21 protein-coding genes and 1 pseudogene are annotated in these 22,699 nt (G+C 59.2%); 7 read left to right on the top strand and 15 right to left on the bottom strand.

What is annotated here, in order from left to right; all coding sequences use genetic code 11:
- The first annotated feature begins 141 nt into the window (after positions 1–141).
- From AC1DPX_RS20255 to AC1DPX_RS20245, 3 genes are all read left to right on the top strand, one after another.
- Positions 142–1,296, top strand: a complete 1,155-nt coding sequence (locus AC1DPX_RS20255) for a dihydrodipicolinate synthase family protein (RefSeq protein ID WP_477239120.1) — start codon at positions 142–144, stop codon at positions 1,294–1,296.
- Positions 1,297–2,227: 931 nt separating this feature from the next.
- Positions 2,228–2,644 carry a Ros/MucR family transcriptional regulator gene (locus AC1DPX_RS20250; protein ID WP_477239435.1) on the top strand — a complete coding sequence of 139 codons (417 nt, stop codon included), beginning with the start codon at positions 2,228–2,230 and terminating at the stop codon, positions 2,642–2,644.
- Between the two features lie 124 nt (positions 2,645–2,768).
- The gene (locus AC1DPX_RS20245) at positions 2,769–2,963 is read left to right on the top strand and encodes a hypothetical protein (RefSeq protein WP_477239118.1); all 195 of its coding nucleotides are present in this window, start codon (positions 2,769–2,771) and stop codon (positions 2,961–2,963) included.
- A 368-nt stretch (positions 2,964–3,331) separates the two neighbouring features.
- Here AC1DPX_RS20245 and AC1DPX_RS20240 read toward each other — a convergent pair.
- The 3 genes and pseudogenes from AC1DPX_RS20240 to AC1DPX_RS20230 all read right to left on the bottom strand — a co-directional run.
- A pseudogene (locus tag AC1DPX_RS20240) lies at positions 3,332–3,535 on the bottom strand (hypothetical protein); the annotation flags it as partial.
- A gap of 207 nt (positions 3,536–3,742) precedes the next feature.
- Positions 3,743–3,964: a DUF768 domain-containing protein gene (locus tag AC1DPX_RS20235; protein ID WP_477239116.1), complete on the bottom strand. Its 222-nt coding sequence runs from the start codon at positions 3,962–3,964 to the stop codon at positions 3,743–3,745.
- Between the two features lie 79 nt (positions 3,965–4,043).
- Complete coding sequence (locus tag AC1DPX_RS20230) at positions 4,044–4,298, bottom strand: helix-turn-helix domain-containing protein (protein ID WP_477239114.1); 255 nt, start codon at positions 4,296–4,298, stop codon at positions 4,044–4,046.
- 367 nt (positions 4,299–4,665) lie between these two features.
- On the opposite strand from AC1DPX_RS20230, the gene AC1DPX_RS20225 reads away from it, so the two are divergent.
- Positions 4,666–6,306 (top strand): recombinase family protein, encoded by a 1,641-nt coding sequence (locus tag AC1DPX_RS20225; protein ID WP_477239112.1) that lies wholly within the window; start codon positions 4,666–4,668, stop codon positions 6,304–6,306.
- A gap of 176 nt (positions 6,307–6,482) precedes the next feature.
- Here AC1DPX_RS20225 and AC1DPX_RS20220 read toward each other — a convergent pair whose 3' ends face one another.
- On the bottom strand, positions 6,483–6,608 hold the full coding sequence (locus tag AC1DPX_RS20220; protein ID WP_477239110.1) for a hypothetical protein: 126 nt from the start codon (positions 6,606–6,608) through the stop codon (positions 6,483–6,485).
- A 71-nt stretch (positions 6,609–6,679) separates the two neighbouring features.
- Positions 6,680–7,537 carry an ATP-dependent DNA ligase gene (locus AC1DPX_RS20215; RefSeq protein WP_477239108.1) on the bottom strand — a complete coding sequence of 286 codons (858 nt, stop codon included), beginning with the start codon at positions 7,535–7,537 and terminating at the stop codon, positions 6,680–6,682.
- Between the two features lie 290 nt (positions 7,538–7,827).
- Between AC1DPX_RS20215 and AC1DPX_RS20210 the strand changes: the two genes are divergently transcribed.
- Entirely contained in the window at positions 7,828–8,181 is a 354-nt protein-coding gene (locus tag AC1DPX_RS20210; RefSeq protein WP_477239106.1) for a hypothetical protein, read from the top strand.
- 266 nt (positions 8,182–8,447) lie between these two features.
- On the opposite strand, the gene AC1DPX_RS20205 is transcribed toward AC1DPX_RS20210, so the two are convergent.
- The 7 genes from AC1DPX_RS20205 to AC1DPX_RS20175 all read right to left on the bottom strand — a co-directional run bounded on the left by AC1DPX_RS20205 (position 8,448) and on the right by AC1DPX_RS20175 (position 12,202).
- Positions 8,448–9,056, bottom strand: a complete 609-nt coding sequence (locus tag AC1DPX_RS20205) for a hypothetical protein (protein ID WP_477239104.1) — start codon at positions 9,054–9,056, stop codon at positions 8,448–8,450.
- On the bottom strand, positions 9,025–9,609 hold the full coding sequence (locus tag AC1DPX_RS20200) for a hypothetical protein (RefSeq protein WP_477239102.1): 585 nt from the start codon (positions 9,607–9,609) through the stop codon (positions 9,025–9,027). The genes AC1DPX_RS20205 and AC1DPX_RS20200 overlap by 32 nt, the downstream gene beginning before the upstream one ends.
- A complete protein-coding gene (locus AC1DPX_RS20195; protein WP_477239100.1) occupies positions 9,606–10,295 on the bottom strand; it encodes a hypothetical protein in 690 nt (229 codons plus the stop codon). The genes AC1DPX_RS20200 and AC1DPX_RS20195 overlap by 4 nt, the downstream gene beginning before the upstream one ends.
- 197 nt (positions 10,296–10,492) lie before the next feature.
- Positions 10,493–10,864 (bottom strand): DUF1515 family protein, encoded by a 372-nt coding sequence (locus AC1DPX_RS20190; RefSeq protein ID WP_477239098.1) that lies wholly within the window; start codon positions 10,862–10,864, stop codon positions 10,493–10,495.
- A 42-nt stretch (positions 10,865–10,906) separates the two neighbouring features.
- Positions 10,907–11,089, bottom strand: coding sequence for a hypothetical protein (locus AC1DPX_RS20185; RefSeq protein WP_477239096.1), 183 nt, complete (start codon positions 11,087–11,089; stop codon positions 10,907–10,909).
- Complete coding sequence (locus AC1DPX_RS20180) at positions 11,061–11,354, bottom strand: hypothetical protein (protein ID WP_477239094.1); 294 nt, start codon at positions 11,352–11,354, stop codon at positions 11,061–11,063. Before AC1DPX_RS20180 ends, AC1DPX_RS20185 begins: the two co-directional genes overlap by 29 nt.
- Positions 11,351–12,202, bottom strand: a complete 852-nt coding sequence (locus AC1DPX_RS20175) for a glycoside hydrolase family 108 protein (RefSeq protein ID WP_477239092.1) — start codon at positions 12,200–12,202, stop codon at positions 11,351–11,353. Before AC1DPX_RS20175 ends, AC1DPX_RS20180 begins: the two co-directional genes overlap by 4 nt.
- Before the next feature lie 56 nt (positions 12,203–12,258).
- Between AC1DPX_RS20175 and AC1DPX_RS20170 the strand changes: the two genes are divergently transcribed.
- A complete protein-coding gene (locus AC1DPX_RS20170; protein WP_477239090.1) occupies positions 12,259–12,459 on the top strand; it encodes a hypothetical protein in 201 nt (66 codons plus the stop codon).
- A gap of 150 nt (positions 12,460–12,609) precedes the next feature.
- Here the strand turns inward: AC1DPX_RS20170 and AC1DPX_RS20165 are convergent, their stop codons facing one another.
- Positions 12,610–15,003, bottom strand: coding sequence for a hypothetical protein (locus AC1DPX_RS20165; protein ID WP_477239088.1), 2,394 nt, complete (start codon positions 15,001–15,003; stop codon positions 12,610–12,612).
- 87 nt (positions 15,004–15,090) lie between these two features.
- Here AC1DPX_RS20165 and AC1DPX_RS20160 point away from each other — a divergent pair, with 87 nt between their 5' ends.
- Positions 15,091–15,285 carry a hypothetical protein gene (locus tag AC1DPX_RS20160; protein ID WP_477239086.1) on the top strand — a complete coding sequence of 65 codons (195 nt, stop codon included), beginning with the start codon at positions 15,091–15,093 and terminating at the stop codon, positions 15,283–15,285.
- Here the strand turns inward: AC1DPX_RS20160 and AC1DPX_RS20155 are convergent.
- A complete protein-coding gene (locus AC1DPX_RS20155) occupies positions 15,279–19,529 on the bottom strand; it encodes a hypothetical protein (RefSeq protein WP_477239084.1) in 4,251 nt (1,416 codons plus the stop codon). The two genes, AC1DPX_RS20160 and AC1DPX_RS20155, sit on opposite strands and share 7 nt — an antisense overlap.
- Complete coding sequence (locus tag AC1DPX_RS20150; RefSeq protein WP_477239082.1) at positions 19,529–22,699, bottom strand: D-Ala-D-Ala carboxypeptidase family metallohydrolase; 3,171 nt, start codon at positions 22,697–22,699, stop codon at positions 19,529–19,531. The genes AC1DPX_RS20155 and AC1DPX_RS20150 overlap by 1 nt, the downstream gene beginning before the upstream one ends.

Here is a 22,699-nt window from a genome sequence, read left to right as displayed (position 1 = left end):
GATTGTGTGTACTCACATGTCCTAATCGGCAAGGCCTTCCGTGTTGCAACGCAACATTTGCGCTCATGTTCGCTTAGAATCTTAAAGGTTCTTGATTTATTGGAACGTTCCATTTAATAGGCGCTGCGAAGGGAGAGGTCGATGGATATTGTCTTGCCTGGTGAAGGTGGCCGCAGCGCCCGTTACGCGCTTGTCGGGCAGCCGGTGCAGCCGGCGGCCGGCGCACGGTTTTCGCGCATCGCCTATACCGCCGCGCATGTCGTTGCCGATCCCCTCGAAATGACCGATCCATGGTCGCGACCTGCGATCGACTGGGACAGGACGATGGCGTTTCGCCATCATTTGTGGCGGCTCGGCTTCCGCATTGCCGAGGCGATGGACACGTCGCAGCGCGGCATGGGTTTCGACTGGGCCAGCGCGAGGGAATTGATCCGCCGGTCGATCGCCGAGGCCCGTACTGTCGAAGGCGCCGATCTTGCCTCGGGCGCCGGCACTGACCATCTGGCGCCGGCCGCCGCCAGGACGCTCGACGATGTGATCGCGGCCTATGACGAGCAGTTCGCTTTCATCGAAGGGCAGGGCGGCAAGGCAATCATGATGGCCAGTCGCGCATTGGCGGCTGTCGCCAAAGGGCCGGACGATTATGCGCGCGTCTACGACCGCATCCTGAGCCAGGCCTCCGGCAAGGTCATCCTGCACTGGCTGGGGGACATGTTCGATCCGGCCTTGAAGGGCTATTGGGGCAGCGGTGATTTCGAGACCGCGCTCGATACGGTGGTCGCCATCATCGAACGCCACGCGGACAAGGTCGAGGGCATCAAGATATCTCTGCTCGATGCCGGCAAGGAGGTCGCGCTGCGCAATCGGCTGCCGGAGGGCGTCGTGATGTTCACCGGCGACGACTTCAATTACCCCGAACTGATCGCCGGCGACGGCAACAGGCATTCGCACGCGCTGCTCGGCATTTTCGACGCCATCGCGCCGGTCGCCAACGCCGCCCTGGCAAGGCTCGCCGAGGGCGACCGCGCCGGCTATGACGCGCTGATGGCGCCGACAGTGCCGCTATCGCGAAAAATCTTCGAGGCGCCGACGGAATATTACAAGGCCGGCATCGTCTTGATGGCCTGGCTGAACGGCCACCAGGACCATTTCACCATGGTCGGCGGCATGCAGTCGGCGCGCGGCATCCGCCACTATGCCGAAATCTTTCGCCTTGCCGATCAGGCATGCCTGCTGGCCGATCCTGATCTGGCCATCTCGCGGATGAAGAGCCTGTGCGCCGTCGCAGGCGTTTGAGCACGGTTTTGCGGCTTCCCTATGCGGATCGCCGCAAAGGACTCCTGTGTGTATCATTTTAATACAATCCTCAATTGGTGGACTCGCGCCACATACCGGCAGTTAATTCCTCGGTCAGGCTAAGGGAGGAAAGGCCGCAGACCGGGAGGAAACGATGTCTGTGCAAAAAGAGGATTATCGAACGAACAAAGCCGACTATGTGATTGCTGCGACGTATGGCCGAACGACCGCGGATGATGGCGACCGCGATGAGCTCCTGGAAAAAGGGAAGTTCTTGAGGCTGAGAGATCGGCGATTCGCCAAATTGGCGGCAAACCCGGCGGAAAGCTCGACAGGGCCGAAAGTTAGACCGCGCCGTTAGCGCCGGCCATTCATTTCAGCGAGTTGAACGCATGGAAAGCCCCGCCGACCGGGAGTCAAGCGGGGCTTTCTGGACAGGCTTTTGGGATGTCCAGCGATCCGCGAGGATCGGTTTCAATGTGGAGTCCTCTTCGATCCAGCACATCGGTCGAATAGATGACGGCTGACCGATTGTTTCGTGACGGACGTTCGCCCGAAACAACGACGTTGGTTGCTCGATCCGGTCACTATCGGCGTACAGCCGACGCGACCGGCAAAAAGGCTCAGCACAGCTATCGCCTATGTCTTTGAAAGGATGGTGGGCGTGACAGGGATTGAACCTGTGACCCCTGCAATGTCAATGCAGTGTTTTCTCAGATTTCATTGACGAAAAGGCGCTAACAAAGCGAGAACAGACCAAAAACATCAGGACATTTCTGTGCCGTTTCTGTGCCAGGCGACGATCTAACCCTTTTCTTGTTGGACCATGTCTGCGGGCGATCATTCTGTTGCACCCTGTTCACACTCCCCATAGAGAGGATGTCCAAAGCAGCGAAGAGGACCGTGAGACCATGCCAGAAAAGAGAACGCCATCGATCTCATCGAACTCACCGCCGATATTGTTTCGGCCTTCGTCAGCAATAATGCGGTGCCAGTTTCGAACCTGGCGGATCTGATCTCATCAATCCACACGTCGCTCACAGCTATTGGCAAGGCGGCGCCCCCACAGGTCGAGCCTCAGGCGCCCGCGGTTAATCCGAAACGGTCGGTAACGCCTGACTTCATCATTTGCCTGGATGATGGAAAGAAATTCAAATCGCTGAAACGGCACATCGCGCAGCTAGGTATGACGCCGGCTGAGTACCGCACCAAGTGGAATCTGCCGGCTGACTACCCAATGGTGGCGCCGAATTATGCAGCACAGCGATCGGAATTGGCAAAGGCATCTGGTCTTGGTCGGAAGGCGGCGCCGGTGAAGAAGGCGGCAGCTAAGCGGAAGCCGAGGTAAGGCCTTAACAAATGTGATTGGCAGGTTTGCCGGATAGGGCGCATGGTGGCGTTGTCGCCCGCCTTATCCGGCAAACGGGCGCTTGGAAGTCAACTCAGGTGCTTTCGCCCACGGGACGAAAGCCATGGCTGACGCGAAAAAAACAGATCCCGAACCGGATGGCGTCGAAGTAGTCGAGAATATGGGCGAGTGGTTCGTGCGCGTCGTCGTCAACGGGAAAGCGCAGGTCAGCACGTTTGAGGTAGAAGCTTACGCCCGGTCCTTCGCCGACGGACAACGCATGCGCGTCGGCTTGAATAAGCTTTGCAAGCACATCTAGACGGTACCCAGCCGTGGAGATTTGGTATTGATCCTTTGCGGTGCGGCCCTATGTCTTCCGAATACCTTCAGACCTTAACCGTGAGACGGCAAGACCAAGGTCCTGCACCTTTCCTGCAAAGGTCTGACGTTACCGCTTTGGTTCCGGTAACATTCATTGGACGTTCCGTATTTTAGCCAAACCTGATGTATTCCAGCCATGCGTCATGCCTGCAGCGGTTTCCTTCATTCGCAGGGTTCGCTCAGACGAGAGGAGAGCTATAGCCCCTTAGCTGGCAGCCGGCATATTTCCGAGCGCCGGCAAGGCCCGGTTTCCTTCGGGCGGAGGATGCCGGGCCGCTTGTGATCCGCGCCCGAACCGCCACCAAACCAGCGGATGAACTCAACTTCCTTCCCGGTCACGTCACGGACGGTTCTCAAAAGCACCTCATGCAAGACACGCGTTGCCCGGTAGTGGTCGCAGGTCGGCGATATCAGCGGCTTCACGATGCTCTTGTGCAGCGCTTCCGCTGCCACCAGGAAACGCTCGATTTCAGCCTGCGATAACTGCTTGGAAGGTTTGGTTCTGGCCAATGGCGTTCTCCTGCTTTGAGGGGTTCGCCGCAACTGTGAGGACTATATTCCTGCCCTTCCCTCACCTGCCACCAGCCACAGGTTGCATAGTGCGTTTACGGGTTCTTGAGCACGTTTAGCGCATCGTGAGCGCGGACATGCTGAGTAGCTCGTACATGGCTAAGGCCCCGGCGATTCACCCTGCGCCGGGGCCTTTTTGCACGGTAGTTACTCAGGCAGGCCGGGATCATAATGCACAATCGCGTCGAGGATCGTTCGATAGAGGCTGTCGACCTCTTCATCGATCTCGCCGCGCTTGATGCCTAGACATTTAGCGTCGGCGATTAGCTTGTGGGTGAGTTCGTCGACGGAGATGACATCCGCCTTCGTCGTCTCGGGGACGTTGCTGGCAATCCATTGATCAAGGAAGTTGATGCCGCGCGTGCTCATATCGCGACAATTTCAGGTTGGCGTATATGTTCCAAGGTCTGAGAAATGACTCGCTAAGCGCTGGCACGGTACATTCTCGTTAGAACAGATCCTCGAACTCAGCAGGGCTGCCCCTACTGCGCTGACGGATGACGATTTCCAGACCGAGGGATGAAAGCGTCGCCATCAAGGTACGCAGCTGCACTGTAGGTTTGCCGGCCTCTAGGTGCGATATTGTGGCTTGGCGGAGGTGTACGACGTCTCCAAGCGCCTCTTGCGTAAGCCCTGCTTTCCGGCGGGCGCGCCGCAAGATGGCGCCGATCTGCTTTTCATTGCGTGCTATCGCGTCAAGCATGATGGTCCTCCGACGATACGCGAATGCGTATAAAACGGCGATATACGCGATCGCGTATAAATGCCATACTAGACGAGAGGTGTCCAGGGTGTTGGTGGGATCGGCATTGAGGGCGGGTGCCAGTGCTTTGACTGTTGCCACGCTTCGGATGATCGAGCGGAGCGCCCGACGAACTCCGGGGAGAGCCCTGAGACTGCCTGTCGCACGCCCCGGGCCGATCCCGGCAAGCTGCGCGGCGGCGACCTGATCCTGTGCGCTATAGTGCACTAAATGAACTTGAGACAATGAATACCGAAAGTTTTCTTTAATCAGAAGATTCGCCCGTGTTACTCTCCTTGACCGTAGGTAGTATGGAGGAGGGCCGGCGATGTCCGAACTCTCAACTGCTCTGCGCGTCCCGGCAGCGCAATACCTTCGCATGTCAACCGAACACCAGCGCTATTCGCTGGAAAACCAACGAGCAGCCATTTTCGAATATGCCGAGGCGAGAGGCTTTGCCATCGTCCAGACCTATGCCGACGCCGGTAAGAGTGGGCTGAGCCTAAAAGGCAGAGACGGACTCCAGCAACTGCTCGCCGATGTTGTGACCGGGCGGCGGAGCTATTCCGCGATCCTCGTATTGGATGTCAGCAGATGGGGACGGTTTCAGGACGCGGATCAGTCCGCTCACTACGAATTTCTCTGTCGGTCCTCAGGGGTGCGAGTGGTGTACTGCGGCGAGCCATTTGAAAACGACGGCAGCATGATTTCGACCATCGTCAAAAATCTGAAGCGAGTGATGGCAAGCGAATACAGCCGTGAGCTGTCGGTCAAAACTGCCAGAGCGAAGATACAGCAGGCCCAACTTGGATTTCATCAGGGTGCATCAATACCCTTTGGAGTGAGGCGCGTGTTGATCAGCGCCGACGGCCAGATGCGGTTTGTGCTCAGGCCAGGAGAAGCGAAGGGCCTGAACACCGACCGCGTAGTTTTTGCACCGGGTCCACCTGAGGAGTTGAGAACGGTGCGCCGGATTTTTCAAATGTTTGTCGATCAAAGGCGGAGCATGATGGGCATCGCAAGGACGTTGAATGTTGAGGACGTTCCTTCAATAGACGGGGTTCGATGGAGCGAGAGGCGTATAAGGGCTGTCCTCCAAAGTGAGTTGATGATCGGATATTATGTCTACAATAAAACGAGTAAGCCACTTAGTGGACCAAGTAAGCGCAATCCGCCAAGCCGATGGATCAGAACGCGGGTAATGGACCCAATTGTTGATCCGAAGCGGTTTGCGAAGGCGCAGCGCGAAATGGGATACCAGCGAAATTACACCTACCCGAAAGCCGACATGTTAAAGCGGCTTAAACGGCTGTTTCGGGAAACGAAGAAGCTCACTCAGAGGATCATCAATAATTGCCCATATACGCCCTGCGCTGAAGTATATAGATCTCGCTTTGGAACCCTCCAAGCTGCTTACGCAGCTGTAGGTTACAAGTGTCGGCCCGCTCCCAGACGGGGGCGAGAATACAGCGATGAGGAACTTATCGCTGGTGTTCGCAGACTACATTCCGAGTTCGGATACGTAACCATTGCGCTGATCAACGCGGACCGTAAGTTGCCCTCGTCACACATGTTTGTTGAGCGATTTGGATCGATCATGGAAGCATATAGGTTGGCTGGCTTTCCGACTACCAAGGAGGGAACGGTTTTAGCGGCGCTGGAACGAGCGAGCGAAAAGCGGAGTGATGAATACTCGGACATCGCACTTCTTGAAGGTATCCGGAGGCTGTATGCCAAATTCGGCTACATAACAGTCGCTCTGATAGAGGCTGCCCCGGACCTCCCTAGCCGCAGGGCCTTTAGGCAACGGTTCGGGTCACTTGCGAGAGCATACGCGCTGGCAGGAGTTCCGACTCGCAAATCACCAGTGGTGCGTGAACGGAACAGGGGGACGCGGCGTCGGCTGCAGGACACATTACGCTATGATCCGACGAAGCATAGAAGTGACGAATGGCTCAAAGCCAACTGAATCGATTGGACCCAGCCAGATAGCCGGCACCAAAAACTTGTAGACGCGCAGCAGGATGAACTTACAGATGCACAACTCGTTGGGAGGCCCTGCTAAAACCGCATGGGGCCCCTCGCGCGTGCACGCGCATGCGGGTTTGATTGCCTTTGACGAGTGGCCCCCAAGGGCAGAGGTGGTCAGCGCAGCCCCTGCATGATGAATTMGTAGATCGTGCCAATTTCTTCATCGATCTCTTGGCCGGGAATGCCTTGGGCCTCGGCCGCCCGTTTCGCATCGACAACCATTTCGATGATCAGCAGCACGTGGTCAGTGATCGGATCGTCGGATAGTCAGTCCGAGATCCAAAGATAGAGAAAATCGTTCCCTCGCTTGCTCATTCCTCACGAAAATCCTGCAATGAAGCGTGTCGCAAATCCTCTTCGCCGCGCAAGTGCTTCACGCGGCCGATGATGCCCGGCTTCACCCATTGTGTAGCTGGCCGCTTCATGCCCTTCGGCGCCGGTCCGGCCTGCTCCTGGACCCGCTTCCACAGCCGCTCGCGGATCGCCTGGCTGGAATTGATGAATGCCGAGCCGACATAGCGGCCGGTCTTCCGATTTGCCATTAGGGCGATGGCGGGCTTTMCGGCCTCACGCTCGACGCCGAGCAATTCGTATTCGTCGACCGAGTAGCATTTCGCCTTCAGCCAGTTCGTCGACGGGCCGCTGCGGTATTTGCTGTCTCGCCGCTTCGATACCATTCCTTCAAGGCCGGCCTCGTCGAGCAAATGGAAAATTGCCTTGGCCTCACCCGGCAGCGGTTCGCTGAACTGGATCCGGCGGTCAGGCTCGATCATGCTGGCCAGGATCTCGCGCCGCTCCTCGAGCGCCATGTCCCGCAGATCATGGCCATTGAGGTGCAGCAGGTCGAAGGCGACGAAATAGAGGTCATGCTGCCGGCGCGTGATCGCCTTGCGCAACTCGCCGAAGTCCGACAACCCTGCCTCATTGAGCACGATAATCTCGCCATCGACGATCGCACTCTCCGCTCCGAGGCTCCTCGCCTCCTGCACCAGGTCGCGATATTTAGCCGTCCAGTCATGGCCGTTGCGGGTGTAGATGCGCGTCCCGTCTTCGTCGATGATCAGCTGCGAGCGGTAGCCGTCGAACTTCACTTCGTGAATCCATCCGTCGCCCTCTGGAGGCTGCTCAACAAGGGTCGGCATCAACGGCGCGACGAACTTCAAACGCATGTACGGAACTCACACAAGCCGGCAGCTAAATAAGCTTTTGCTAAAATAGTTCCGAAATTGGAAATGCCCAGGGCGTTTCGTTTGGCTCGGCAGAGCCCGAGGTAGGACTGAAGTCCGTTCCCGGCCAGCCAGAAGGCCCACCCTGGAACATATTCCGACCTTCTTGCTTGAGTCGGGCCGGTGGGGCACCGGGTTGGGAGACTACAAATGGCTTTGACCGACGAAATGAGCGACGTGCAGATGGAATTCAACTGTCCGGCCTGTTCAAAACCGATCGTCAGGTTCGGTTCATGGCTCCGCACAATTGGAAGATTCAGGTGCGTCGGATGCAACGCGATGGTGCGCATAGGCTACGAGCAGAAGCTGTCCATTTTTGCGAGATATCTGAAAAGGCGGCAACAACCTGCCAGCGGCAGGGCGCCAGAACGTCGACCCCATGGGCGAATTCCTGCGGCATGACGAAACTATCAGACCTTGGGCCGCCGATCCCTGGCAAGCTGGACGGAGGCGAGCCCGCCGACGAGATGGATAATTTCTACACCTGCCCGATTTGCGGACAACAGGTTGACATGCGCGACCTCCGGCAAGTCATCTGGCATGAGCGCCCGAAGCACAAGCCGCTACTCACGATCGTGGGGAAATAGTTCAGCCGTGTGCGCCAGCGGCCACCAGTTGGGCCGCAAGCCAAAAGCCGGATGCCATGAAAAGCCCGACCACGATAGCAAACAGCACCAGTCGCATTGGACGCCCCCGTCTCATTGCCGAGCGTCAGGGTACCACAGCTGAAACAAAAAAGCCCGCCGGCCGGAGCCAGCGGGCAGGGTCTGGAGTGGTGCTGGGATCAACCAGCGTAGGTCAACGGGCGGCGGAGGGGTTGGTTGCGGGCATGGAGAGGCCTATTAACCCGTTCCTATTTTTTCTCTCCTCTAGGCGGCGCAGGATCTAGGGGAATCGTTTCAAGGTAGCCCCGATGAGCTTTATCGCTTTCGCAAATATGTTTCTTTGGACCGGTCGACCGACGCCAAATCGCATCAACGATCTCCGTCCGCCGCGCACTTTTAGGCGGATTTTTCGGAAGGTCAGTCTTTTCCTTGAACACAATATGTGAGTGGGCATCCTCACCCAATTCAGGTGCGTGCTCAGCGTAGACGTCATATACGTCATTTGCCGCGCTAGCGGCTGCCTCTACCGAGAATTCGTAATATCCAAGGTAGTGGACGGTGTCTTTGAGGGGCACCAAAGTCTCCCCCTTAGCTTTCGCCTCTTCAGATTTGCGTTGGTTGCTGTTCGCCGCAGTTCTGCACCCGTAAGAGTGCACATCGGATTCCGCAGCGAGCTTGGCGCGCCAACCGACCGAAAGCAACCATGTCTTAGGGACCGTCTTTACCGCCGGTTCTCTGAAATAGAGCAACTTCTCGTATGCAAATGACTCCCTATCCCCTTGTGGGGAAAACTGAGGGAATATGGCACACCTAGCGACAACGTCATTACTGCCTAACAAACTCAGTTCCGCCGCCATACTCCCCCGCCATTTTCAGAACACCAACGATCGACGGCTCATACAGAGATGCATGCTCCAGAATCTCGCTTTTCGTTGAGCTTGTCCGAAGCAACGACGCAACCCCTTCCGAAACTGTCATATACTGCCGGTCAGAACCGCGAGCCCAACTAAACGTCACCGATTCTGAGTCGTGAGAAAAGACCTTCGGCACGACTATCCCCATGATGTAAAGCAGCGACAGCGCGTGGTGAGCTCCCTCGGCTGTTGTTCTGTCTATATGGTAGTCGTCTTCCGCTGGAATAGCGGCCATAGCTTCAATCGCATCATGGACGTTGACATAGGCCGCGCGACGGAGAAGGTCGGTCAAATATCCGTTGGTCGAGGTGACTCCCGAGAAATGGAATATCCGCGGACCGTCGTATGGCGGCGGAGCCGCTGCAGCCGGTGTCGCGGCAGCCGCGGTTGCGATTGCACCGAATAGGAGCAGAGAGCTTGTGGCCGCAAACTGATGGCTGCTGAGGAGGTCAAGCGGATAACTTCCTCCACTGAAGAAGGGCGTCACACCACTCATTTGACGTCTCCCAAGGTCTCGAACTCTACGCATCGCTGCACAACACTGCCCAACTTTTCCAGCAGAGAAATCTGACCGCCTGCGTCAAACGATTTCCCGCCAGGAACGCTATTTATGTCTATTACATAAGATACAAAGTGGGCCAAGCCAACCACAGATCCCATCGGCATGCCCTGAGACGCTGAGGCGAAGGAGACTTGTTGTACCTGGGCAACCTCCGAGGTCCAACGCAGGACACGGTTGATGTCATGTTGACCCAACCGGGCAACTTTATTCATCTGAAACGCCAGATCGGCGACGCCGCTCAGATCGTGGTCGACACCTAGTATCTTTCGAAACTCATTTCCAAATCCAGACGCATCGGGCAAGCGCTTCGCAATCTTCACCACGAAAGACTGGCGGAACGTAGACGATCCCGTAAACTGACAAAAGAGCTTTGCCTTGGTCAAGCTGTCTTGGATCACCCCGAAATTTCCGAAAAAAGGAAAATGCACGGGATCATTCGAGACAGGCTCCACGAAGAGGTCTATCCGTCCTGGAACAGCCTGAACCCGATACTGCGTCGCATCGACGATTGCGGAGGCAACTAAGATCGGAACCGGTGTTGCCGGCGGGCGCTGCCTCTGTATTTGGTCGGGATCAACACCGACAACGGCCCGGAACGCGGCTTCAATGTCCTTAGTCACCCTATCTTCCGGGGTGAACCATGCGAACTGTACCGCATGGACCTCATTAAACGCCGTCACAGAATCCCCCACCCTGGCCAATGTCAGGCCATTTTCTCCTAGTACATCGCATGCAGGTTAGCAAATGATGACTCTTGTGCCACAAATTGGAGCAATGTCCACCGCAGGACTGTCGGGGCCGGGCAATCGCAATTCCTTTACCCGCCCCGCAGCACGCGCCAAATGTCGTGCCAATAAGCAGTAACCAATGAGGCCAGGGCGGCAGCCGCCATGCCGGTCACGCCCAAGGCGCCAAGCCCCATCAGCTTCCAGCGCGTCACCTCGGCCGTCACTTCTTTGACGCTGGTCATGTCGGCATTGAGCTTGCTGACTGCGCTTTCGGTGGCCGTGACCCGGTCCACGAGCTCGTCCGTCTTCTGGTACATCTTCGCCCGGCTGGCGGCCGCACGCTGTTCCGATTGCTCGTAGCTAAGGGCGGCGCGGGCATCGCTGTCCTTAATGTCGCGCCGGATCTCGGTGATGTCGCGCTGCATGTCCTGCGTGGCTTGGAGCAGGCCGCCGATCATCATTTCCAGACTTTTCGTTCCTGATGTCGGCATTATCTCGGCCCGCTATGATTTCAGTTCGGCCCGGCGCGCGGCGCTGGCCTTGGTGTGCAGATCGCATTCCGTCCGGGTGTAAAGCTTGATGGCGCAGCCTGGCGCCACGGTGCGGTCGATCCTGTTCTGATCGGCGACTGTCTTGCCCTGCGCGCCGGGGAGGCTGTTACCGAGGGCCGAGCGTAGCGGCGTCACACCGCTGACGCCCGAAGTCGTACACGCCGCCAGCGTCGATGCACTCATCAAGAGACATGCGAGCGTCGATGCCCTTGCGTATCGCATCCTGATTTCCCTTCTCGATCTTGGCGCGGACCTCGTCGGCGCCCTTGTGCTTGACGAATTCGTAGACCCCGAGTGCCGCGCTCGAGGCGACTAAGGCGATAACCGCCCAGACTATGACGCCGCCGGCCAGGCGCGAGACGCCAAGCCGACCGACAAGAACGCTAATGAGGAAGCTCATGCCGGCGCGGTCCCTAGTGCCGCGGCGAGGTGCTTAGCTTTGCGGTTGGCGTACCACCGGTAGCCGGCACCGCCGAGCAGCAGCACGGCGCTGATGACCGCTAGGACCAACACAACCTTCATGATGAATTCGCTACCGTAGGACATCGGGGAAAGCTGGTTCTGCAGATCCTGCAACGTGCCGGCGATGCCGCCACTACCGATGCCGGCGCCGATCGCCGCGTCGGCCGGCGCAGTCGATGGCGGGGTGTCGGCATCCTCGACAAAAGCCTTTGCTTGTCCGCCGTCAACGAAGTTGGCCGCCTGCGGCACCTGACCGGTTGCCCATGCCTGACCAATCGAGCGGACTTCAGCAACGCGAGCCGACCAGCCCCGGCCGAACGTTGAGAATGTGCCGAGGTGCTTCAGGAAGGCCATGCGCGCGTTGCAGATCCGTTCGATCAGCGCGTCGTTGTTCTTGTCGGCCTTCAGGGCGGCGAGGCTCCCCACGCCCAGCACGCCGTCGATGGGACCGGTGTAGCCAGGCCGCAACGCCTGCTGAAGCCACATGATCGAGCGACCGGGGCCGGAATTCACCGCCCCGTCGAACACCACGTAGTCGACGCCAGCCGGGAGCAGATCGCCCTTTACAGCGTCCCAATATTGACGGTCGTAGATTTCGTTTAGCTCTTCGGGCCTGATCCCTTTCACGGATCGAGGTGCAAGGCCATTGCCCTTGCGATAGCCGTCATAGACGCGCTGGGTAACGCCTTTCATCGTCGGGCCGCCAGGGTCCGACGGATGGTTCGAATAACCGCCCTCATGCGCAAGCACGCGGGCAAGCGATTCCTTTTCACGGGAAACGGCCATGATATTTTCCATTCGAAGTGATTTGGGAACAGGATCGCGCTGGGAGGCATCGGTCGATGCGAAGGTTCACCGTCGAGGCGGTACGCGACGGCAAAGCAGTGAAGCGTGCCGAGGTTCAGGCCGAAAATGCCGTTGAGGCTGCGAAGATGTGGGGCCCGGTAACGATCCCGTTTGGTGATGAGCCTGACATTGGCAAATGGATCAGGGTGACGGCCCGCGACGACGGCACGACGACTTGGTTTGAGCCGGATCCTTGACGTCTAGGAAAGCGGTTCCTTTTCACGGGAAAGAGCCATGAATTTTCCTTTCAATGTGGTTGGGTAGGATCGCACCAGGAAGATCGATGCGCTGGCAAAACGGTGGAACGCGCCGAGGTCGCGAAAACTTGGCACCGGTGATGGGCGCGGTTAATGCACCATTTTCTTGGCCGTCAGCGTGCCGGTGTAGTTGACCACCACGGCCTCGTTCGGCCCTAGCTGCACGGTCACTGTCGCGTTTGCCGCTGTCGCTACTGGCAGCGTTGACACGCCGCCCTGGGTGAGGCCAGTGATCGAAGTGCTCGCTGAGATGTACAAGGTTTCTGGCGACGCGCCGGCCGTGTAGGTATAGGGCGATGCGCCAGGAGTGACAGCAGCCGCCCCAATCGGATTGTAGCCTACATTATTAGTGATGCGGTTAGCCGTACCGGACGCGGTATTGGTCAAAGTTGTGGTGTTGCCCCGCAGATCGTTTCCGCTCACATTGATATTGTTTGCCGCGCCGGCCAGATAGACGCCAACGCCATTTGCTCCGCCATAGCCGCCAACAGGGCCGATGCGCACGTTTTGGATCTGCCCCCCAAGGATGCCGTCGAAAAGGACGCCCTGTTGTGTATTGCCTGCAACCCGGCCGCCTATGATCTGGATGTTGGAGATCACGCCAGCCGTGCCGCCGCTGAAGAATCCAGAAGTGGAATTGCTGAGGAATTCACAGTCGGTGAAGTCGATGCCGTCGATAGCTGTCGAGGCTCCCGAGGGGAACATATTCACGCCAGAGCCGCCTGTTGAACCGCTAAACCAGCATCCGACGAAAGAGGACCGCTTGAAAAAGCCTGTACCAGTCGGCAGCACGGCGAGCCCTTGGCCGCTCGGCTGATCAAACCAGACGTTCTTGCATTTGAGGCTGCTGATGCCCTGTCCAGACCCTGGTGCAATCGCCATGTTGTTGACGGCGCCATATAACTGCACGTCTGTCATCGACAAATCGCCAACGACGGACAGCAGAATATGGTTGGCAGGACGTGCCGCTAGACTGTTGATGGTGCAGGTCAGGTCAGAAATCAAAACGTCAGTGCCGCTGTTATTGACCGTGATGCTGTTGCCGGTGGTAGCCACAGCGTCAGTGATCTCTCCGTTGAAAATCCTGATAGTCCGCTGAGCGCTTGCCAATGCCAAGCCCACGAACGGACCATTCATGATAAAATCTGAAAGCTCAAACTGACCGTTGTTGACAGTCAAAAAGGCTCCGGCTGTCCGCGTTACGCTAGAGGAAAAACCCAGACCTCGGATGGTAACGCCAGTACCGGCGGTCGAAACCACATTGGCCGTCGCAGACGTAGTTCTGAGATTGGAGACGTACCTCCCTGCACCTTGCAGACCAACATTGGCGGGAAGGCTTGACAACGACGTCACGCGAGCGACACCAACGGGGAAACGAACCACACCCCCGCCGACTGCGCTCATTACGGCAGTAGCTCCGTTGATGGCGTTGGTGTCGTTTGTGGAGTTGTCGACTTGCGCCCCGAACCAACGGATATAGGCTCCAGTCAGCGCCCAACCGGCCTGGCGGATCGCCGTATAAAGGCCATTGGTAAAATAGATGCCTTCCTGCGTATCGGCGGCAGCGCCAGCAGCATCGACTGCCGAAAGCGAGGATGTCAGCTTGTAGACAAAGGGACCGTTGCGCCCGCCTTCACCAACGATCCGGAATGCGCTGTCTTTGGTCGGGTCGAGAGCTTTGGCCGCCGCGCGATCTGCCACATAAGGAGCAACATCGAGAAGGTCTCGAACATCCGCGAAGGGCTTTGCGTCATACGCCGAGTTGACGGCATTGCGGACCAGCAGCGTGCTGGCCGCAGGGGATGGCAGATTGATGGCAGATGCTGAGGCCGCAGCTGCCGTAGCCGAGCCTGATGCAGCGGTCGCTGAGTTCCCTGCATTGGTCGCCGCTGTCGATGCTGCCGTGGCACTGCCCGCCGCTGCGGTGGCCGATCCGCTGGCGTTTGCCGCGCTGGTGGCGGCTGCGGATGCTGACCCCGATGCGGCTGTTGCCGAATTGCCTGCGTTTGTTGCTGAGGTGGCCGCATTCGTCGCGCTGGTTGACGCTGCGCTAGCCGACCCTGCTGCGGCTGAAGCACTGCCCGCCGCTGCGGTGGCCGCCGCCTGGGCATCGTTGACGGCAGTGTCCGAGATATAGAAGCTGATGACGATAGGAGTGTCGCCGATCACCGGGTCGAGCGTGTTGAAGGCGAAGGTCTTGCCGGCATTTGCTGACCCTTCCTGCACATGCACGGTCGTCCCCTTCTGCATGGTGCGTGCGGTGCGCGCGTCGGCGGCGCGGGACCATTGGCCCTCGCTCGCCGTATAGATGCCGTTCTGACGGGCGTCGGCCTGCGACATGACAAGCACGCGGTCGCCGACTTCCGTCAGCACTGAGTCGATCGTCTGAAGGCCGTAGAGGACTTTGTCGGCCGTGGTCGCCAGGCGCACGGGCTCGCGCTCACCAGTCAGAAGGCGCACGGCAGCAGTTGCGGGTCGGGCCATGTGGCTTGCTCCATTAAGCACCTCGCCGGGGCGAGGGTTGAAAAAGATCGGGTTTTGACGTTGAGTGCGCAGCCGGGGAGAACTCGAATGGCCGAGCAACGACCAGCAGCACCCAAGCAATCGTTTTGGGACAATCCAGCGAACACCTGGATTGCGTTGCCTATAATTTTGATTGTCGCATTCGCAGCCGTTTGGGGCGTTACACGCTTCTTCCGGTCGCCCACCGGTCCGACCGTCGAATGTCATCGCGGCATGAACGTCACCGATGACTGCGATTATTGAGCTTCGACTGCGTCTTTCAGCATTGGCTTGAGGCCGAGGCCCTGACCCTGAAGCCCAAATCCGCCTTCCATCAGCCACCGAAAATAGGGCAGCGTCGCGAACGGAATCATCTTTGAAATCCGGTCAATGTCCTGCTTCTTCAGATCCGGGTTGGTAGACGGATCGCCGTCAGTCAGCGACGACAACGCTTGCGCGGGGATGCCGAGCAGTTGCGCTGCATCGGTGCCAAACTGAAACGACGGGCCTAGCAGAGCGCCGAATGCATCCCGGTTCGCGTATCGCGATGCCGGCGCCCGCTTATCGGCTGAAGGATCGATTGCCATGCCGATCCGCGAGGCAACTTGATAGAGGCCAGGCGCGCCAAGCTTCTCCCAGGTGTTGTTGATCTCAAAGGCCAGCGGGAAAACGCCGGCTCGATCGAGACCTTCGGCAACGAGCGTGCCGACATTGTTCGTCGCCTCACGCCCGGATTCGTAGTTCTTGAAATAGTAGGCAGCAATGCCGAGCGTCATCATCGCTAGCGTACCCTGGACGAATGACCGAGGCCCCTCCTGAAGACCGCGCATCAGGACGCGTTGGTTCGAGGCAATAGCGAAGGATCGAAACTGGATGAGCGCGCGGCCGGCGGGAGTGTGAGCGAATAGCGGCACATCGGCGACGCTCTTCGTCACGATGATCGTGTCCACATCCTTGTTGATCGCAGCTGCGAAGGCGCGACGCGCATCGATGTCCGTCCAGTGGTCGATGCCTGGCACGTGCACATTGCCCTCGACCGACCCGAACTGTTCGAACTGCTTGGCGACACGCTGCGCCATATCCGCGTTGATGCCCACATAGCCCATGTACCGGCGTTCGGCAGCGTCGAGCGTGGCATACTCCTGCGTCACGTTTTTGAGCACGCGGTTTTGCGTGAGCACCGAGCCGATCGACTTGTGCATATCGTTCCAGAACGGGAGCAGGGTCAGCTTCGAAAACGTGCTCGACATATTGTCGATGAAGCGCTCGAACGGTGAGTTGTGGGAATACGGGTCTGCCAGCTCAGCCATTGACGCCAAGCGCGATTGCAGCACGCTTTCAGTTACCGCGCCGACCGTCCTTGCATCTTCAACGGCCATCTTGATGCCCTTCAGGTTGGTGAAGAGCGGCGCAATGCCTTCCGAGACATACCGGCTGAAGCCATGCACCATCGCCGGCCGCGCCGCGTCGGTCGCAGAGGCGATCAGCACACCGCCCAGCGACCGCACATAATTGAAGGCCTGCACTACGCGAAGCACTCGGGCGAAATTTGTGCTGGCGCCGCCGACATTGTACTGGCCGCGCAGAAGGTCGCGCACCGCAGCCAGGTCTTCGACATCAGCCTTTTCGCGCGCCGTCAGCGCCTTGAGGGCGTTTGCCTTTTCCTTCTGATCGATCGTTGAGGCGTTCACCGCGTCACGCTGCTGGAGATAGTCGTTGCGCACGCGGTCGATTTGGGATTGCAGCGTCGGGTCACCTTTGCCACCCAAGCGCTTATCCATGCGCGCCAGTTCAATGTCCGTTGCCATGACGCGAGCATAGCGCCGGCCGATCATCTCAATGTCGTGTTCGAGGAAGTCCTCGATCAGATGGTCCGGAATGTTGAAGGTGCGTTCCTTCATTGGGCCGCGATCACTCATCACCATGTCGTAGGACGGCATGCCCTGCCGAGCGCGGCCGGTCAGCTGCTCGTGGATGTCGTTGACGATCCCATTCACGTATTCGGCGCGGTCAGCGTCAGAGACGAAGTCGGGGATTTCCTGCTTCACCTTCGGAACCATCGGCTCCAGCTTGTTGGCCTTGACCCTCAGGCCTTCGATGTTGGCTTGGAGACGGTCAAGGTCGATCGATTTGGCCGCCAGTTCCGAGAGCATCGCATCGTTCGCCCGGCCTTCCGATTCCATGCGGCGAAGTGCGTCAACTCGCTTCCGCAGTGAGCGTTCCGAGAGCTTGGCCTTGAAGATGTCGCGCTTGACCGTCGCATAGTCGACCACCAGACGCACGCGCGGCGAGGACTTCGCCAGGTCCACCGACTTTGCGATCTCATCCTCCAGCGACTGAAGATGATCGTTGGCGTTTTCCAATTCAGTCTTGCTGATCGCGTGTTCGTTGAGGATGCGGTCCGTGGCCTGGTCGAACTCTTCAAGCTCTCGCTCAAACCGCGAGATGCGCGTGTCCAGGCCTTCGGTGTGGCGCTCGGCCGCCTGCACCCGGGCGATATGATCCCGAACCTGTTTCACGGAGGCATTCGGAGGCAGGCCCACCTGATCGAGCCATTCGGCCGCCGTCTTGTCGAGATCATCGAGCGCGGCGGCTGCGGCTCGCTCATTGGCAGTCCGCAGCGGGTTGCCGGCCAGTTCCGAGCGGATCGCCTCCATGATGTCGCGGTGGTCGACATAGCCTGCGCCGTCGTCGTTCAGATCGGCGAAGATGTCGTCTTCCGCCTTTACGAAGTTGTCGACGTCACCAATGCCGCCTTTCTTGACGAACATGCCAGGGTGCGTCTTCGGCGTCACGCCCATCGCGCGCAACTCATTGTCGAGCTTGGTGCCGACGCGAGCGCCGCCTTTTGCTTTTATGAACGCCAGGACCGGCGAACGTTCGGCGAAGGTCTGCTGTTTGCCGGCCGACCGCTCAGCGGCGCGTGTCTGCCTGACGGCATCGATCATCACGGCATTCTCATCGGCGCCGCGCAGCCTGGTCACCAGCGCGGCCGGAGCGCGTGTCTTGAGCACGTCGAGCCGATCCTGGCGCAACCGGGTCAAGTCGTCAGTGCGGCGCTGGCGCGAGCCAGTGCGCTCTGCCAAGCGGTCCTCTAGGCCCTGCACCCTATTCGAAAGGCGATCGTGCGCCTCCATCGCCTTGTCACTGTCGACGATCTTGTTGCCGAGGCCGATCTCTTCGCTCTTGAATTGGGTTTGCGAAATCTGCTCATCGATCCAGGGACGAACGATCTCTTTGAACCTGGCCTCTTCAGCGGTTAGCCGCGGCGCATTCCACATTCGGGTTAGATAGGACGTCGCCGTCTTCACGCTCACATCAGGCGGCAAGCGTCCCTCTTTGACGGCATAATCCTTCAGCGGATCAAACAGCGTCGACCGCCAGAAGCTTGCGGCTTTGGATACGGCATCATTTTCGCCCTCGTCGCTGCGCCGCATCGCGCGTGCGGTGGCGCTGCGGAATTCGTCCCGGGTCATGTTCAGGCCCGATTTGCTGGCCTCGTCGTAGATGTCTCGGGTTGCCTTAAGAGCCTTTGCGACGGCGCCGCGATCCCATTCCTTGACTGCGCTCTCGACCGAGATATCGCCTTCACCACGCGCATTGCGTTCCAAGTAATAGCCGGTCTCTGCCATGTTCGACATGATTTCACGGACCGGCGCCGACGGGCTGTGAGCGGCCCGCAGAAGCGGCACCATCTGGGCTTGCGCCGCCCCGACGAGCTTCGCGCCCTTGCCGATGTCGTAGTCTTCTAGGACCGGCCCGCCTACGGCTTGCGCACCCACGCCTCGGGCGACCCCTTCCCGAAACTCGGTGTAGGCATTCGGATTGCCAGGATCAGACATAATGCGCTCGACCGTCTGAAGCGCCGCACGGCGTTCGGCAACAGACATCAGCGCTCCAGCACCGCCGCCAAGCAGCGCGCTCAGCACGGCACCCGAACCGACGTTCATGACGCTTTCGGAAAGCGGCCTAGTCTGCTGCGTCGATTGCAGTGCAACTTCGGAGACGCCAGCGCCGAGGGCACCAGCGATGCCGGTGCGAACACCGGTGGCTATCGCGGCTCTTCCAACACTGACACCAGCTGCCAATTCGCCGCCAGGGATAAGGCTGGGCAGATCGAATAGGCCGGCGCCGAGGCTGGCCGCCGTTGCGGTCCAGCCACCGGCATCGAGGTTGCGCTTGTCCTCGCGCTCCATGTCGATCTGCGATTTCATCGCGTTGAAGGCGATCCGATTGCGCATCGGCGCCAGACGTGACCACTCATTCTCGTAGGACGTACCCCGAATTTCGTCCCAGCGCGCTTTTCCGTCGAAACCGTTTTCCGGCGTGCGCGTATCGATGCCGGCCAACTTGTTCGCAGCCATGGACGCGACGGTGTTACCCTGTCGGAAAGCGGCGCCAATGATCGTTGCCGTGTCCGGGTCGATCTCCTTGTCAGGGTCAGGGCGATAGTCGACAGCACCAAATGCGGCGGTTGGCGGATCATCGGGATAGTTCAGGATGCCCATCAGTTGTTCCCAAAGCCAGTTTTCTGGCTTCCATCGTATGTGCTGGTGCCAAGATCCTTGGCGCGCTGCTGCTCCGGGGTGAGAGGCGCAGGCGCAACCGGCTTTGCATTCTCCTGTCTGTAGAGATCGGCCTTCACACGACCAGCGCCGACAGTCGCTTCGGAGTTCAGCGCCTTGATGAAATCTAGGGTGCCAGGATCGGCATTGATGCTGCGAGCACGTTCTTCCGCCGAAAGCTCAATGTCGTTGGCTTTGTCCGAGACACCCGAGAGGTGAATCGATTTCTTGCCGGCATCGTTTGAGTATCTTTTCATCTCGTCCGCACCGACGCCCCACGGACCGGCGAACACTTCCGAAAAGGTTGGCTGGCCATGGTCGCTGTACTGGTAGAACAGGCGATAGCGAGGCGGGCGCTTCTGCTCGATGTCGGCACGGGTTTTGTCAGACGGCCAGATCGTGACGTTCTCGACTTTCTGCCCGAGGTGGTCGGCATAGGCTTGCGCCGTCGCCATGGCGTCCAGTCGGAGATAGTCGTAATTGCCGCCGATCGGCGGATAATGAAGCTCGGGCGGCATCCGCATCAGCGTCGGTGAGCCCGTGATGTTGGTCACGTTCCAGCGCTTCTTGAGGTCGTCTATAGCGCGAGCCTTTGCCAGACCAACGTCACCGTTGGTGTCATAGAATTTCTCGGTCGCGATCTCCCGGTATTCGGCGAGCAGCCCCGAGGATTGTTCCGGCATCAAGCCCGCGCCGGGCTCGCTGCTGAATATGCCCGGATCAAATGCGTTCGTGACGTCCCCGACGCCAAGCTTCTTGGCGAACTCTTCCGCCTTGGGTTTCAGCACTTCGCGATTGACCTTCACCGACGGATCAGCGCGGCGAAGGATTTCAGCCGCAGCGGCTTCACCTGTCATGCCCAGATCATTGACCATGTGGCGATAGTCGGTGAGTTTGGTCTGAACATCTGTTCCAGGAATTGTGCCGAAGGACTGGGGGGCGATCTTCTCCAGCGTGTCTGCTTGCGAAAGGCTGGTTGCGAGTGCCGGCGCGGTCGTCGACGCGGCACCCTGTCGAAGCTGTGCCTGCACTTGGTCAGGGATATAACCCGTTGCGGCCACATAGGTCGCGGTCGCGGCAGGCTGGTTTTCTGGCGCCACCTTGGCAACATACTGCCCGAACGCCTTGTTGCCGATCTTGGTCTGATCGCCATCGAAGCTGTTGATCGCCACCTTCTGGTTTGCGCCGATTGCGCTTATAATAGCGTCGACGCCCGCGTTGTCCTTGTTCTCCGTCTTCAGCATCTCATAGAGCGTCGCCTGATCGCCCTCGTTCAGCCTACTGCTCAGGATCAGCGCTGGGTCGCGAATTTCTCCGGTGCGAATGCCAAGTTCGATATGATCCTTGTAGGCGCTATACTCGACCTTGGCCTGCGCGACGTCGGCCGCCTGCTTCTGGCGAAAGGCGACATCGTCCTGGTTGGCCAGCGATAGCATGTCATCCGGCGACATCCCCTTGAAGCGCGGGTCCATCGGAGCGTTTGCGGTTCGCACCACCGCCTGGCCGACCGGCGCATTGTCGAGCGCGTGGCGCGCCCACATCGGCAGGCTGTCGGAATGGTGCGAGGCACCCCAGGCCCGTTGCGGACCGGTGTCGATATGGATGGAGTTTCCATAGACGCCGATGCCACCGAAGCCCTGCGCACGCGCCTCTTGAATGATCTTGATCTGCTCAGCCTGGGATTTGCCCCGGACATCGAGGTCCAGCGCGTTGCCTTCGATATGCTGCGAAGCCTTCGCCCCGCCAGCACGCTCATTGCGGGCAGGATCACGGAAGCCGGACACGACAGGCAGCGAGAAGCCGAGGGAGTTCTGGAGGCTCTTGAAGCGGTCGATCACCTCAGGATGAACGCCTTTCATGTCGGGTACCGCCGAGACGCGGCCGGCAGTGTTGCCGAAGACGATGGGCAGATCGGGGCCGGTATGCTTCATCGCCCTCGGACTGCCGTCAGCGCCGCCGCTGACTTGGCTTGCGAAATCGCCATCGCCGATTTTGTTCAGGCCCTTCCATGTGCTGGACAGAACGCGGCGAATGCCGGCCTTGACGTTGGCGTCGGGTGATTTCAGATCGGTCAGCAGATCGCGGCCGGTGTTCAATTTGTAATCGCTCTGCGCAAGCCACCAGTTGCCGATATCCTGCGAACGGGCAGAGAAGTCTGGCACGCCGGTCGCGTTCTTGATGCGCTCCCATGTCGACGGCAGATCCTGGTATCGACCGGCGGCAATGCCCGAGTCGCCATGCTGGCCGGCTTTGGGGTGATCGGCAAAACTGGCGAACTTTTCCCCGCCGTTGATCACATCGTAGGCGCCTTCACTTTCCGTGCCGGCGATGGTGTTGAGCAGCGCGGCGCCTTCCGGGGGGATGACATCTGTCGCAACGATGTTCGCAGACACACCCTCGGAAGCCGGCGGGGCCATGCCGAACAGCCGGCGCAACTGACCCGGATCGCGAGCGCTTATCGCCTGCGCGAGCGCTTTCGGCGTGGCCTGTTCCCAGCCGTCCAGTGTCGCCTGCTTCGCCAGCGGGCTCAGCGGGCTGGCAAGAATGGCTTTGCGGCCTTCCTCTTTGTACGCGTCATAGGAGGCGCTGTCGTTCGGGTCCATCTGCAGGATGGAGCCAAGCAGCCGATCCTGAATTTTCGTGGTCTCGAGAGTGGCGTATTTCTGCTCTTGCTCGAACTGCGCCGCAGCCGCGCTTCCCGAAAGTTGCAACCGCTTCGCCGGCAGCGTCGCGTCAAAATAGCCACGCTGGCTCTGCGGGATTTGCGCGCGATACTGGTCAGCGATGGAATCGAACAGCCCCGGCTTGGCGATTTTGCCGGTTGCCGGGTCGATTTGGCCGACGATTGTGTCGTGAAGGCCCGAGCCGTCGGCCGATCCGTTCCGAGCAGCTTCGGCCGCCTGGTTGGCGGTATCCGCGTCCATGGCATTTTCGATGGTAATCCGCTTGAAGCGGTCCATCTCGTCCTGGCGCTGCTGAATGCGATCGGCAACGGCAGTAAACTCGCTGCCTACATCCTGCAGTGCACGGCCAGTCTCGCCGCCACCCGGATATTGAACGACGTTGCCGGGATCGAGGCGACGTTCAGCGATCTGAAGAGGAATGGTTGCCAT

The organism is Mesorhizobium sp. 01N446 (genome assembly GCF_056399285.1).
The sequence above is the reverse complement of the archived record's forward strand: the minus strand, read 5'-3'. Positions and strand labels throughout refer to the sequence as shown.

Bases quoted from the DNA above. Each gene is read 5' to 3' on its own strand.
- AC1DPX_RS20255 (WP_477239120.1), top strand. From the start codon at position 142: ATGGATATTGTCTTGCCTGGTGAAGGTGGCCGCAGCGCCCGTTACGCG.
- AC1DPX_RS20245 (WP_477239118.1), top strand. From the start codon at position 2,769: ATGGCTGACGCGAAAAAAACAGATCCCGAACCGGATGGCGTCGAAGTA.
- AC1DPX_RS20235 (WP_477239116.1), bottom strand. From the start codon at position 3,964: ATGAGCACGCGCGGCATCAACTTCCTTGATCAATGGATTGCCAGCAAC.
- AC1DPX_RS20230 (WP_477239114.1), bottom strand. From the start codon at position 4,298: ATGCTTGACGCGATAGCACGCAATGAAAAGCAGATCGGCGCCATCTTG.
- AC1DPX_RS20225 (WP_477239112.1), top strand. From the start codon at position 4,666: ATGTCCGAACTCTCAACTGCTCTGCGCGTCCCGGCAGCGCAATACCTT.
- AC1DPX_RS20210 (WP_477239106.1), top strand. From the start codon at position 7,828: ATGGCTCCGCACAATTGGAAGATTCAGGTGCGTCGGATGCAACGCGAT.
- AC1DPX_RS20205 (WP_477239104.1), bottom strand. From the start codon at position 9,056: ATGGCGGCGGAACTGAGTTTGTTAGGCAGTAATGACGTTGTCGCTAGG.
- AC1DPX_RS20200 (WP_477239102.1), bottom strand. From the start codon at position 9,609: ATGAGTGGTGTGACGCCCTTCTTCAGTGGAGGAAGTTATCCGCTTGAC.
- AC1DPX_RS20190 (WP_477239098.1), bottom strand. From the start codon at position 10,864: ATGATGATCGGCGGCCTGCTCCAAGCCACGCAGGACATGCAGCGCGAC.
- AC1DPX_RS20180 (WP_477239094.1), bottom strand. From the start codon at position 11,354: ATGAGCTTCCTCATTAGCGTTCTTGTCGGTCGGCTTGGCGTCTCGCGC.
- AC1DPX_RS20175 (WP_477239092.1), bottom strand. From the start codon at position 12,202: ATGGCCGTTTCCCGTGAAAAGGAATCGCTTGCCCGCGTGCTTGCGCAT.
- AC1DPX_RS20170 (WP_477239090.1), top strand. From the start codon at position 12,259: ATGCGAAGGTTCACCGTCGAGGCGGTACGCGACGGCAAAGCAGTGAAG.
- AC1DPX_RS20165 (WP_477239088.1), bottom strand. From the start codon at position 15,003: ATGGCCCGACCCGCAACTGCTGCCGTGCGCCTTCTGACTGGTGAGCGC.
- AC1DPX_RS20160 (WP_477239086.1), top strand. From the start codon at position 15,091: ATGGCCGAGCAACGACCAGCAGCACCCAAGCAATCGTTTTGGGACAAT.
- AC1DPX_RS20155 (WP_477239084.1), bottom strand. From the start codon at position 19,529: ATGGGCATCCTGAACTATCCCGATGATCCGCCAACCGCCGCATTTGGT.
- AC1DPX_RS20150 (WP_477239082.1), bottom strand. From the start codon at position 22,699: ATGGCAACCATTCCTCTTCAGATCGCTGAACGTCGCCTCGATCCCGGC.